Origin of the sequence: Actinoplanes aureus (assembly GCF_015704865.1) — a bacterium.
Classification (GTDB): Bacteria; Actinomycetota; Actinomycetes; order Mycobacteriales; family Micromonosporaceae; genus Actinoplanes; species Actinoplanes aureus.
Genome location: NZ_JADQTO010000003.1, coordinates 392,627 through 404,668 on the forward strand (window position 1 = coordinate 392,627; position 12,042 = coordinate 404,668).

The window sequence follows — 12,042 nt, forward strand, 5'->3', positions numbered from 1 at the left end:
TCACGACAGAAGCTCGACGTACCCGCCGGCCCCGTGCACGCGGATCCGCTGCCCGTCCCGGATCAGCCGGGTCGCCTGCTCCACGCCGACGACGGCCGGCAAGCCGTACTCCCGGGCGATCACCGCGCCGTGGGTCATCAGCCCGCCCACCTCGGTGACCAGGCCCGCGACCGCGACGAACAGGGGCGACCAGCTCGGGTCGGTGTAGGCGGTGACCAGGATGTCGCCCGGCTCGATGTCGGCCTGCGCCATGTCCAGGATGACGCGGGCCCGGCCCTCGACGGTCCCGGCGGAGACCGGCAGGCCGGCCAGGGCACCGGCCGGCACGTCGTCGCGCCGGTACTCCCCGGAGATGGCCTCGCCGTCCGAGGTGAGGACCCGGGGCGGTGTGAGCGCCTGGTACGACCGGAACGCCTCCTCACGCCGTCGGATGAGCTGGTCGTCCACCCGATGAGTGCGTACGGCGTCGTGGAACTCCTGGAGGGTGAGGTAGAAGACGTCCTCCTTCGCAGCGAGCACGCCGGCCCGCACGAGACCTTCGGCCTCCGCCAGCAACGCCTGCTTGTAGACGAAATAGCGGCTGATGATGACGTACTTCGGGTACTCCCGGTAGCCGATGAAGGTCCGGACCCGGTCGATCATCCGCTTGGCCTCGCCGGCTTTCTCCTCCCCGTCCGGCAGGGCCCGCAGGCGGGACAGCACGTCCTGTTCCTTCTTCGCCGCCTCCCGCCGCCCGTGCTCGAAGCGCCGCTCGGCCTCGCCCGGCGCGAAGGTCCGGACGTTGTCGAGGATCACCGGCACGAGGGTCGCGGGGTGCTCGCTCCAGCGCGGCCGGGTGATGTCGATCTCGCCGACGCAGCGCATGCCGTACCGGTCGAGGTAGGCCTCGATGGCCTCGCGCGCCTCGGTCCCGCCGGGCAGCTTCGGCAGTTCGTCCAGGAAGCCGTCGTCCTCGACGCCTTGCAGGAAGGCCACCACCCGCGGATGCGGGCGGATCACGTCCGCGACGTCGAGCAGCGCCAGCCCCATCTCCGACGTGACGTTGCCGGGGGCGGACAGCGTGAGCGTGTCAGCGGCGTTCCTCTCGCCCAGCCACTCCTCCAGCTGGTCGTTGAGCCACCACGTGGCCTCCATCCCCGCCATGATCGCTTGCATGTTCACCGGATCGCGGAGGGCCTTCTTGTGTTCCTGGATGTCCTCGAGCAGGAAGTCGAACAGCGCCGGTCCGGACTTCGCCCGGATGTCGTGCCGCAGGGCGGCGATGGACTGCCGGCTCCGCTCGATCAGCTCGGAGACGATGGCCGGATCGGTCTCGATCGGGGCGGGCGGGCCGCCGGCCGGCCGCCCGCCGGGAGCCGCGTCCGGCAGCGACGGGACGAAGCCGTCGCGGTCGAGCACGGTTTGCAACGCGTCCCTGACCAGCGGATCGGATCTCCCGGAGAGGTCCAGGAGGTGGGCGCGGCTCGCGGGCGAGCCCAGGCTCCGGGTGACGTCGACGAACAGCCGACCGCCGGCCTCGTGCATCGCCACCATGGCCATCAGCTGCCAGCAGGAGTATCCCAGGGGCTTCATCGGGTCGGTCATCATCTGCTGGTGGCCGACCGAGACGTAGACGTGATTCTCCTGGTCGGCGGCCTCCGGGATGGGGAACAGCGTGGTGATCGGCCGGCTCTGGACGATCTGGAAATCGTCGTCGGCCAGGCACCACTCGATGTCCTGAGGGCGGCCGAAGTGGGCTTCGATCCGCCGCCCGAGCCGCTCGAGCCGTACCACCTGCGCGTCCGTCAGCGCCGGCTGCTCCTGCCGCCGCGGGTCGACCGTGACCTCCCGCGTCCCGCCGTCCGGCAGCGGCACGACGGCGCGCTGCTTGGCGGCGATCGTCCGGGCGATGACTTCGCCGTCGCGCACCTTGAAGACGTCCGGGTTCACCAGCCCGGAGACCAGAGCCTCGCCGAGGCCGAAGCCGGCGTCCACGGTGGAGACCCTCCGGTTGCCGGTGACCGGGTCGGCCGTGAACAGGATGCCGGCGGCCTGCGGGAGGACCATCCGCTGCACGACCACGGCCATGTGCACCTTGCGGTGGTCGAAGCCGTTCCGCAGGCGGTAGGTCACGGCCCGCTCGGTGAACAGCGACGCCCAGCACCGGCGGACGTGGTCGACGACGACCGCCCCGGTGACGTTCAGGTAGGTGTCCTGCTGGCCGGCGAAGGAGGCCGTCGGCAGGTCCTCCGCCGTGGCGCTGGACCGGACGGCGCAGGCGGCGTCCGCGCCGAGACGGGCGAGCGCCTGGGTGATCGTCGCAGCGAGGTCGCCGGGGATCGCGGTCCCTTCGATGGCCTGGCGGACTTCCGCGCTGAGCACGCGGATCGCCTCCCGGTCATCCGGGTTCAGCCGCGACAGCCGATCGAGCCGGTCGTCGATCGACGGTGCCTCCGCCAGGATCCGCCGGAACGCGTCCGTCGTCACACAGAAGCCCGCGGGCACGCGGACTCCGTCGATCCGGGACAGCGCGCCCAGGTGCGCGCCCTTGCCGCCGACGAGGTGGGTCCGCGTCTGGTCGACCTCGTCAAGACCCAACACGTACTGCTCGATCACTTGCGTTACCTCCGAGGCTGCCGGGTCTCGCGTACTCAAATTGCTGTTGCCTTTCCTCGGTTCTGTTCTCGCAGGTTGTGGCTTCGGTGGACGATTCTGCGTCACGACCCGGGGCTTGCCGCAAGCCCCCCGGTGCGCTATAGCTTAGAAAGGGCAAGGAGAGAATTCTCCTTGCCTTTGCTTTTTGCCGGCGGGTGGATTTCGCGATTCAACGACCCATCGTGTACGGCGACACGAGTCTTTCCTCCGGTGCGATACGCTCCTGCCCACCCTTGATGATCATGGTGAGGGTGCTGGGCTCGGGAGAAGTGTTGAACAAGAACGTGGTGTGGGGCATCGGCATCTTCGCGCTCATCGTGGTGATCTGCGGGAAGTCGCAGGAGAACCCGCCGAAACCGGCCGCGTTGCCGGTGCCGGCGTTCACCTGGTCCGCCCCTCCGGCGTTCACTTACGCGCCCCCTCCGCCACCGACGGTCAAGCCCAGCCCGGCACCGTCGGCTCTGGCCCTGCCGGCCGGCGTCAAGATGACACCCGCGAAGTGGTGCGGCACGTACGCGAAGACGTTCCTGACCATCACCGCCACCCGGGAAAAGATCGAATATCTGCGGCGCCCGAAACGTAAGAACGGTTTCGAGCTCGACAACACCGCGCGCAACGCGCGGGCCGACAAGTTGTGGGCTCAGGTCGAGGCGTTCGACCCCGGGCGGGCGATCGCCGACGCGCTCGTCTCCCTGCCGCACACCAGCTACAAGGAAGCGGCACTGGCCGCCCCGGACGGCGCCAGCGACAACTGGGTCAACGTCGCGATGTGGCACGCGTACGACAATGTCGGCCGGGCCCGGGACAACTACACCGAGGAGTGGAACAGCACTCTGCTCGGCCCGGACGACGCCGACGGCGCCCGCTTCTACGGCCTGCTGTCCATGACCGAAGCGGTCGGTGAACCGCCGACGAAGAAGCCCGGATCCGGCCGGACCGGACTGTGCTACGTGCAGCGGCCGTGGAACAACTCCTCCGGCGGCGGTAGTGGCGGAACCGTCAGCGGCGGCGGCGCCAGCGGCGGCGGATGCGAGTACCACGGACGGCCGAAAGGCACGTGGAAGGTGTGGCGGTGGGGCGACTGGAACTGCTGACACCCGCCTCCGCGAGATATTCAACGCAGTGGATTAGCCTGACATGGCCCCGCTGCGGGCGTGGGGCGGAACCGGGGAGAGGTACATGAAGATGCTGAGACATGCTCGTCAGGCGGCCACGCTGGCGGCCGCCACGATGCTGGTGATCGGCGGGGCCGCGGGCTGCGCCAAGGAGGACACCGGCGGCACCACCGAGAGCGGCGTGACGCTGATCAAGGCCGGGGCGCTGACCACCTGCACGCACCTTCCGTACGCGCCGTTCCAGTCGAAGGACCAGACCGGCAAGGTCGTCGGTTTCGACGTCGCGCTCATCGACCTGGTCGCCGCGAAACTCGGCGTGACGCAGGAGATCGTGGACACGCCGTTCGAGGGCATCAAGTCCGGCGCCGACCTCAACTCCGGCAAGTGTGACGTGGCCGCGGCCGGCATGACCATCACCGACGAGCGTAAGAAGGTGCTGGACTTCTCCGAGCCGTACTTCGACGCCACCCAGGCGCTCGCCACGCAGACCGGCAAGGAGGTCAAGACCCTCGAAGAGCTGGTGGGCAAGCGCCTCGGGGTGCAGGGCGGCACCACCGGCGAGGAGTACATCAACGGCCAGGTCAAGGAGAAGAGCCTGGACATCAAGGTGGTCTCCTACCGGGACCTCGCGGCGCTGCAGCAGGCGCTGGCCACCAACCAGATCGAGGGCGCCGTCAACGACCTGCCGGTCTGGAACGAGTACATCAAGGCCAACCCGGGCAAGGTCGTCGTCGCGGCCGGCTTCGACACCGGCGAGCAGTACGGGTTCGCCGTCAAGAAGGGCAACGCGCAGCTGCTCAAGACCGTCAACGAGGCCATCGCGGCGGCGCGCGCGGACGGCACGTACGACAAGATCTATGCGCAGTGGATCGGCGAGAAGCCGGTCGGTTGATCTCTCATATGAAGCTGACTCCACGCCGGCGGCGACGGATCATCCGCGTCGCCGGCTACGTCGTCTTCGGGCTGGCGATCCTGGCCGTGGTGGCGGCCGCGGACTGGGGGAGCCTGTCCGAGGCGTTCTTCCGGCGCGACATCGCTCAGGGCATGTTCCCCGAGGCGATCACCGTCGCGCTGCGCAACACGATCGTCTACACCCTGCTGGCGTTCGCGTTCGGACTGACGGTCGGGCTGGTCCTCGCGCTGATGCGGCTGTCGTCGATCCTGCCGTACCGCTGGTTCGCCACCGCCTACATCGAACTGTTCCGGGGGCTGCCCTCGCTGCTGGTGCTGTTCATGGTCGGCTACGGCGTACCCCTGGCCTTTCCGGACCGGGAGATTCCCGGCGGTGTCTACGGCTCGGTCACCATCGGCCTCGGTCTCACCGCGGCGGCCTACATGGCCGAGACCCTCCGCGCCGGCATCCAGGCCGTCCCGAAGGGCCAGCTCGAGGCGGCTCGTACGCTCGGCATGTCGCACACCCGCGCGATGGTCTCCATCGTGCTGCCGCAGGCCTTCCGCATCGTCATCCCGCCGCTGACCAACGAGATCATCCTGCTGACCAAGGACACCTCCCTGGTGTACGTCCTCGGCGTCACCTCGTCGACGATCGAACTGACCAAGTTCGCCGGGGACACGCTCAACACGCGGGTCAACCCGACACCGCTGGTGGTGGCCGGGCTGCTCTACCTGGTGATCACCCTGCCGTTGTCACAGGTCGTCCGCGCGCTGGAGCGCCGGGCCGGGAGGGAGAGGTAACCGGTATGTCCACCATCGAGATCAGCGACCTGCACAAGTCCTTCGGCAAGCTGGAGGTGCTGCGCGGCATCGATCTGTCGGTCGAACCGGGCGAGGTGGTCTGCGTCATCGGCCCGTCCGGTTCCGGCAAGTCCACGCTGCTGCGCTGCGTGAACCTCCTCGAGGAACCGACCTCCGGCTCGATCCGGGTGGCCGGCGTCGAGGTCACCGACCCGGACTGCGACATCGACGCCGTACGCCGCGGCATCGGCATGGTCTTCCAGCAGTTCAACCTGTTCGGTCACCTCACCGTCCGGGAGAACGTCACGATCGCCCAGCGCCGCGTACTCAAACGCAGCCGCGCCGAGGCCGGCCGGATCGCGGCGGAGAACCTCGACCGGGTCGGCCTCGCCGAGAAGGCCGACTCCTATCCCGCGCAGCTGTCGGGCGGTCAGCAGCAACGCGTCGCCATCGCCCGCGCCCTGGCGATGGATCCGCAGCTGATGCTCTTCGACGAGCCGACCAGCGCACTGGACCCGGAACTGGTCGGCGAGGTCCTCGCGGTGATGCGCGGCCTGGCGGCCGAGGGCATGACCATGCTCGTGGTCACCCACGAGATGGCCTTCGCCCGCGAGGTCGCCTCCCGCGTCGTCTTCATGGACGACGGCGTGATCGTCGAGCAGGGCCCGCCAGCGGAGGTGTTCGGCTCGCCCACCGAGGAGCGCACCCGGGAGTTCCTGCACCGCGTGCTGGAACCGGCCCGGGTCAGCGAGTCCGAGATCGGCGCTCACCTGAGCGAGTGAGCGCCGGGCGTCAGGCGTCGAGCCGCAGGTCGGGGTGCCGGCCGGCGATCGTGCGCATCCGCCACCGGTGCGGGAACACGGCGAGCAGGGCGTCATCGCGTACCCGGGTCATGACCTCGACGTTCGACTCCTTCTTCAGGATCTCGCGGCCGGCGGCGTCGGTGCGGGCGGCCACCTCGTACGGCAGGTGGTCCAGTTGCACGCGTACCCCGAACTCGGCCTCGAGGCGGTGGGTGGCGACCTCGAACTGCATCGGGCCGACGGCGGCGAGCACCGGTGCCTGGTCGCCGCGCTGCTCGGAGCGCAGCACCTGGACGACACCCTCGCCGTCGAGTTGCTCGATGCCGCGGCGGAAGCGCTTGAAGGCCGAGGTGTCGGAGGTGCGGACCACGGCGAAGTGTTCCGGCGGGAACGACGGCAGCGGCGGGTACTGGACCGGAGCGCCGACGTACAGGGTGTCACCGATGCCGAGCGCGGTGGCGTTGACCAGCCCGACCACGTCACCCGGGTACGCCTCGTCGATCGTGTCGCGGGCTTGCCCGAACATCTGCTGGGCGTATTTGGTGGCGAACGGCTTGCCGGTGCCCGCGTGGGTGACGACCATGCCGCGTTCGAAACGGCCGGAACAGATTCGCATGAAGGCGACCTGATCGCGGTGGGCACGGTTCATGTTCGCCTGGATCTTGAAGACGAATCCGGAGAACGTGCCGTCCACCGGCTGGTCCGTGCCGGCGACGGTGGGCTGGGCGGTCGGCGCCGGCGCGAGCTCCACCAGGATGTTCAGCAGCTGGCGTACCCCGAGGTTGGCGACGGCCGCGCCGAACAGCACCGGCGTGCTGGTCGCGGCGAGGAACGCGGCCTGGTCGTGGTCGGCGCCGGTCATCTCCAGCAGGTCCAGCTCCTCGGACGCGGTGTCCCAGTCCGCGCCGTACCGCTCGGCGGCGTCGGCCGCGCTCATCTCCTCCTCGATGGCGAGGTCGGCGCCGCCGGGGGAGCGCTGCATCCGGGTGAAGACGCCGGTGCGGCGGTCGATCACGCCGTGGAACTGCCCGGCGATGCCCACCGGCCACGTCAGCGGCGTCGGTTTCAGCCCGATCCGCTGCTCGATCTCGTCCATCAGGGCGAGGGCGTCATGGCCGGGCCGGTCCCACTTGTTGATGAAGGTGATGACCGGGATCCGGCGCTGCCGGCAGACCTCGAACAGCTTGAGCGTCTGCGGTTCCAGGCCCTTGGCGGCGTCCAGCAGCATGACCGCGCTGTCCACCGCGGTGAGCACCCGGTAGGTGTCCTCGGAGAAGTCGGCGTGCCCGGGCGTGTCCAGCAGGTTGATCACGGTGTCGCGGTAGGAGAACTGCAGCGCCGCCGAGGTGACCGAGATGCCTCGCTGCTGCTCCATCGCCATCCAGTCGGACACCACGCCCCGGCGGTCACCCTTGCCGTGGACCGCGCCGGCCTGCCCGATCACCCGCGCGTGCAGGGCGAGGGCCTCGGTCATGGTCGACTTACCGGCGTCGGGGTGCGAGATCACCGCGAACGTACGCCTCCGGCCTGCCTGAACGGCGACCCCCGCCGCCGATGCCAGCACGCTCTGACTCACCAGTCCGCTCCCCACGACACCACGCGCCGTCGATCGGCGGCAACCTGTGCCACTTTAGCGGCGCGTTCGTCGCAAACGCCGGAAGCACCTGGTGGGAAGCGTCATACCGGCCACCTCAGACGTCGGCCTCGATGGCGAACGTGTTGCCGTCCGGGTCCTGGAACCACGCGATACGTCCACCGCCGGCCCGAGCGGTGATCCCCTTGGCGTCGTGCTCGAACTCCGCGTAGCGGGTGAATTCGACGCCGGCGGAGGTGAGCTCGTCGACGATCTGGTCGATGTCGTCGACGTACCACGTGGCGAGTGTCGCCGCGGTCGTCCCGGCGGTGACCGACTGGTAGACGTTCAGCGCCGGCCCGCCACCGGAGCCATAGACGCGGCTCCCGCCGGGGATCCTGGCGCTGGGGCCGGACTGCAGCACCTCCAGGCCGAGTTTGCCTTCGTAGAACGCGACCGCTCGCTGTATGTCGGACACGGCCACCGAAGCTCTGAGGTGAAACGCGCTCAAGGGCATGAACCACCCTCTCACAGGGGTCTCCGCCGACGGCGATTACATGCTTACATAGTGGTTTTGCGACGGGGGGCGCGTAATGAGTCAGCACCATGAAGTCCGGCTCCGTGCACAGTCGATGCCGGTGGCCAGTTCTGTCACTCCTCTGGAACTCTTCTTCGACCTGGTGTTCGTCTTCGCGCTGACCCAGGTCACCGCCACGATGGCGGCGCAGCTGAGCGGGACCGCTCTGATCCGCGGTCTGCTCGTCGTCGCTCTGCTGTGGTGGAGCTGGACCGGGTACGCCTGGCTGGCCAACCTGGTCCGCGCCGACCAGGGCATCGCGCGGTTCGGCATGTTCGCGGCGATGGCCGTGATGTTCGTCCTGGCGCTGACCATCCCGGAGGCCTTCGACGACGCCCCGGGCGGCCTGTCCGGCCCCGTGGTCGTCGCGGTCTGCTACTTCACCTTCCGGGCGCTGCACCTGCTGCTGTTCTACGTCCTGTCACGAGGCGACGCCGGGCTCCGCGGCCAGTTGCTGCGGTTCACCCCCGCGATGCTGGCCGGCACCGCACTGCTGCTGGCCGCCGCCGCCACCGACGGCACGACGCGGACATGGCTGTGGGTGGCCGCCCTGGTCGTCGACTATGCCGGAACCTACTTCGGCGGGGCGCGCGGATGGCGGATCCGCTCCGCCGGCCACTTCGCCGAACGGCACGGCCTCATCGTCATCATCGCCCTGGGCGAGTCGATCGTGGCGATCGGCGTCGGCGTCGCCCGGCTGCCGATCTCCTGGCCCATCGTGGCGGCCTCCACCCTGGGCCTGGCTTTGGCCGGCGGCCTCTGGTGGGCCTACTTCGGCATCAGCGCCGCCGCCGGCGAACACGCTCTGACCACGACCGCCGAGCACAAGCGCGCCGGTCTCGCCCGCGACGCCTACAGCTTCCTGCACCTGCCGCTGGTCGCCGGGATCGTGCTGCTGGCGCTGGGCTTGAAGAAGGCCCTCGAATACGTCGGCGACGAACAGGCCCACTCCCTGACCGACCCACTCAAGGGCGTCGCCCTGGCCGCGCTGGTCGGCGGCCTGGTCATGCACCTGTTCGCCCAGGCCGCCTTCCGCTGGCGCACCACCGGCCGCCTCGACCCGGCCCAACCGGCGGCGGCCCTGCTGGTCGCCCCGTTCGCCTGGCTGGGCGCCGAATTGCCCGCCCTCGCGACACTCGCCGCCGTCACCGTAATAACTGTCGCGGTCGTAGCACTCGAGACCAGACACCGCGCATCCACCCATCACTAGCGAGCCTTCGCGGTCAGGGTCTTGTCCGGCCCAACGTTGGTGCTGTCTGGCGGCCGTTGAGACAGGCAGCTCACGCCTTGATCGAAATCGTTGTGTCAACCGCTCGGAGCGGCCGACTTTTACGCGCGGCACGGGCGTCACGAGGGACGCGGATGGCTGTCTCGCTGATCCACACCACACCCGCCATGCCCGGGCGGGCGGCCGGCAACGACCGGCCGGCCGCAACCGGCCCCGCAGACCGGGAGTAGGCACTCCGGCTGCTGGCATGCAGCGACCGGCCGGACGCAACCGGCCCGCGTGGCGAACACCCGCGCCCGGTCCTCGCGCAGTGGGACGGACTGGTGTTTCCCGGCGGCCGCGTTGGGGCCGGGACGGGCGGCCTGGCTCGCGCTGGGAGAGCGGGGACGGGTCGGCTTCGGCGGGACGCCGTTGCGCGTACCCCGAAGGAGCGGGACCGGCGATCAGACCTCTACCAAGTCTGTGGGGAGCGGCGGGCTCTGTGCGGGGCAGAGCGACGCCATCGGTTTTGAGATCATGTCGGCCATGCCTGCGTTCCTCAAAGTCATCAGGACGACGACGAAGCCCGTTCAGGTCAAGGAGGCGGCATCGGTGGAGTTGCGGCGGGATGCCGCGGCGATGTGGTCCTTCATGTGGGACCCGGCCTCGTCCGTCGTGATCGACGAGACCACGGAGATCGGGGTCACCCTGCCCGGTAGTCCACACGGTGTCGGCGAGATTCAGGTGTTCATCCAGCGGACGGCTGGCGGCCGGCGGGGCGTCCTCCATGAGGTGGTCGAGCTGGAGCCGGGACGGCGTGCTGTGACGCGCAGCCTCGCGTCCGCGGTTCCGGCCTTCGGTGCGCTCACCATCGAGTCGCTCGGGCCCGGCTCCTGCCGGCTCACTCAGGAGCACTGGGTCGATCTGCCGGCCGGCGTTCCGGTGGCGCTCGTTCAGGAGTGCCGGGACAGCTGCCAGCGCGAGCTGCGGAAGATGATGTCACGCCTGTCGGAGCTGGCGCTTCGTTGATCACACCTCATTGCAGCGGCTGGAAGGCCCATTCCACGGTGATGGACACCGCCAGCTGCTGCCGGCCCGGCTCGACCGGAACCTCTGAGTCCGCCGCCATGAAGCGGTACGGTTCGCCCGGTCCCCCATCAGAAGGGGTCTGTTCGCTCACCTTGACGACCCGGCCGAGCGACCGTCCTGCCTCGCGGGCATACAGTTCGGCCTTTCTGCGGGCGTCGGCGAACGCTTTGCGGCGTGCTTCGGCGAGCAGGGCGGCGTCGTCCTCGATCACGAACGACACACCGTTCAGCCGCGCCGCGTCGCCGCCGGCCGCGATGGCCGCGGACATGAGGGTTCCGGCCTGGGGCAGGTTCCGGACTTTCGCGGTGAGTCCCTGGCTCACGGTGTAGCCGGTGACTACTTCGTCGTCGTTCCGTGTCGGGCTGATGCCCATGTTCGACGTCTGCAGGTCGGCGGTTGCCATTCCGGCGCGAACGAGCGCGCTTCGCATCCGGGTGGCCGCCGAAGTGGCGCTGTCCAAGGCTTCGCTGACCGTGGACGCGCTCGTCTCCACGGCGAAGTCCACGACGAGCGTGTCGGGCGTACCGGACACCTCGCCCTTCCCGGTGACCAGCACGGAATCCACCGTGGTGCCGGGCGAGGCGGACGCTGGATGGCCGCCGACCAGCCACGACGAGGGCACGAGGAGTGCGGCCAGGACTACGAGTACCGGCAGTGTGGTGCGTGATCTGTTCATTTTCCCGCCTTCAGCGCATGTGCCTCCTCATTCAAAGCCGGTGAGGCTCTTGGCGTCCGGTATTCCGTACATCTCGCCCGTCAGAGCGGAGTTCAGGTGCGCTGGCGCTCGGCCCGCTGCTTGACGAGTTCCTCGACCGGGGTGGGGAGGTTGGTTTCGAAGTCGATGAGCTTGACCCACGTCGGGGTGATGACGATCCGGACCATGCCGTCGTAGAGCGAGCGGACCTCGGCCTCCCAATCGACGCGCTGCTCGGGGGTCATCTCGTAGCTGCCGTTCATCCGCAGATACTCCTCCGGGATGCCGTCCACCACGTCCAGCTCCGCCCGGCCGCGGATGAGCAGCAGCTTCGGCGGGTGCACCTCGGTGTCGATCGTCAGTGCCACCTCGGGGTTGCGCCGCAGGGAGTTCAGCTTCGGAGCGTTGATCGTGGTGCAGACGACGATCTCCGATCCGTTCCAGGTGAAGCCGATCGGGATGTTGCGGGGCGTGCCGTCCTTGGCGACGTAGGCCATGCGGAGCAGGTCGTGGGCCAGGAGTTCCTGGCTGATCGGGCGGTTCAGGACTGCGGTGATCTCGTGCGGTTGCATGGTGGTCACTCCTCGTCGGTTGGGCTGCTTGCACGCCTGGGACGGAGCCGCTCACGCGTTCTCGACATCCCCGCAGACCTTTT

At 69.1% G+C, this 12,042-nt stretch carries 11 protein-coding genes; 6 read left to right on the forward strand and 5 right to left on the reverse strand.

What is annotated here, in order from left to right:
* Complete coding sequence (gene rph / locus I4J89_RS07680; protein WP_196413133.1) at window positions 1-2,595, reverse strand: rifamycin-inactivating phosphotransferase; 2,595 nt, start codon at window positions 2,593-2,595, stop codon at window positions 1-3.
* 281 nt (window positions 2,596-2,876) lie between these two features.
* Between rph and I4J89_RS07685 the strand changes: the two genes are divergently transcribed.
* The 4 genes from I4J89_RS07685 to I4J89_RS07700 all read left to right on the forward strand — a co-directional run bounded on the left by I4J89_RS07685 (window position 2,877) and on the right by I4J89_RS07700 (window position 6,226).
* Window positions 2,877-3,728, forward strand: coding sequence for a hypothetical protein (locus I4J89_RS07685; protein WP_196413134.1), 852 nt, complete (start codon window positions 2,877-2,879; stop codon window positions 3,726-3,728).
* A gap of 85 nt (window positions 3,729-3,813) precedes the next feature.
* Window positions 3,814-4,641, forward strand: a complete 828-nt coding sequence (locus tag I4J89_RS07690; protein WP_196413135.1) for a basic amino acid ABC transporter substrate-binding protein — start codon at window positions 3,814-3,816, stop codon at window positions 4,639-4,641.
* Between the two features lie 8 nt (window positions 4,642-4,649).
* The gene (locus I4J89_RS07695; protein ID WP_196413136.1) at window positions 4,650-5,444 is read left to right on the forward strand and encodes an amino acid ABC transporter permease; all 795 of its coding nucleotides are present in this window, start codon (window positions 4,650-4,652) and stop codon (window positions 5,442-5,444) included.
* Window positions 5,445-5,449: 5 nt separating this feature from the next.
* On the forward strand, window positions 5,450-6,226 hold the full coding sequence (locus I4J89_RS07700; RefSeq protein ID WP_196413137.1) for an amino acid ABC transporter ATP-binding protein: 777 nt from the start codon (window positions 5,450-5,452) through the stop codon (window positions 6,224-6,226).
* Window positions 6,227-6,236: 10 nt separating this feature from the next.
* Here the strand turns inward: I4J89_RS07700 and I4J89_RS07705 are convergent, their stop codons facing one another.
* Window positions 6,237-7,823 (reverse strand): peptide chain release factor 3, encoded by a 1,587-nt coding sequence (locus tag I4J89_RS07705; RefSeq protein ID WP_196413138.1) that lies wholly within the window; start codon window positions 7,821-7,823, stop codon window positions 6,237-6,239.
* Window positions 7,824-7,938: 115 nt separating this feature from the next.
* Entirely contained in the window at window positions 7,939-8,298 is a 360-nt protein-coding gene (locus I4J89_RS07710) for a VOC family protein (RefSeq protein WP_309238227.1), read from the reverse strand.
* A 160-nt stretch (window positions 8,299-8,458) separates the two neighbouring features.
* On the opposite strand from I4J89_RS07710, the gene I4J89_RS07715 reads away from it, so the two are divergent.
* Together I4J89_RS07715 and I4J89_RS07720 are read left to right on the forward strand one after the other, a co-directional pair.
* Window positions 8,459-9,607, forward strand: a complete 1,149-nt coding sequence (locus tag I4J89_RS07715; RefSeq protein WP_309238228.1) for a low temperature requirement protein A — start codon at window positions 8,459-8,461, stop codon at window positions 9,605-9,607.
* A 543-nt stretch (window positions 9,608-10,150) separates the two neighbouring features.
* The gene (locus I4J89_RS07720) at window positions 10,151-10,633 is read left to right on the forward strand and encodes an SRPBCC family protein (RefSeq protein WP_196413141.1); all 483 of its coding nucleotides are present in this window, start codon (window positions 10,151-10,153) and stop codon (window positions 10,631-10,633) included.
* A 7-nt stretch (window positions 10,634-10,640) separates the two neighbouring features.
* On the opposite strand, the gene I4J89_RS07725 is transcribed toward I4J89_RS07720, so the two are convergent.
* On the reverse strand, window positions 10,641-11,369 hold the full coding sequence (locus tag I4J89_RS07725; RefSeq protein ID WP_196413142.1) for an SIMPL domain-containing protein: 729 nt from the start codon (window positions 11,367-11,369) through the stop codon (window positions 10,641-10,643).
* 92 nt (window positions 11,370-11,461) lie between these two features.
* Window positions 11,462-11,959, reverse strand: a complete 498-nt coding sequence (locus I4J89_RS07730) for a pyridoxamine 5'-phosphate oxidase family protein (RefSeq protein WP_196413143.1) — start codon at window positions 11,957-11,959, stop codon at window positions 11,462-11,464.
* Window positions 11,960-12,042: the final 83 nt, after the last annotated feature.

Coding starts and splice junctions, on each gene's coding strand:
- I4J89_RS07725 (WP_196413142.1), bottom strand. CDS start 11,369: ATGAACAGATCACGCACCACACTGCCGGTACTCGTAGTCCTGGCCGCA.
- I4J89_RS07720 (WP_196413141.1), top strand. CDS start 10,151: ATGCCTGCGTTCCTCAAAGTCATCAGGACGACGACGAAGCCCGTTCAG.
- I4J89_RS07690 (WP_196413135.1), top strand. CDS start 3,814: ATGAAGATGCTGAGACATGCTCGTCAGGCGGCCACGCTGGCGGCCGCC.
- I4J89_RS07730 (WP_196413143.1), bottom strand. CDS start 11,959: ATGCAACCGCACGAGATCACCGCAGTCCTGAACCGCCCGATCAGCCAG.
- I4J89_RS07695 (WP_196413136.1), top strand. CDS start 4,650: ATGAAGCTGACTCCACGCCGGCGGCGACGGATCATCCGCGTCGCCGGC.
- I4J89_RS07700 (WP_196413137.1), top strand. CDS start 5,450: ATGTCCACCATCGAGATCAGCGACCTGCACAAGTCCTTCGGCAAGCTG.
- I4J89_RS07685 (WP_196413134.1), top strand. CDS start 2,877: ATGGTGAGGGTGCTGGGCTCGGGAGAAGTGTTGAACAAGAACGTGGTG.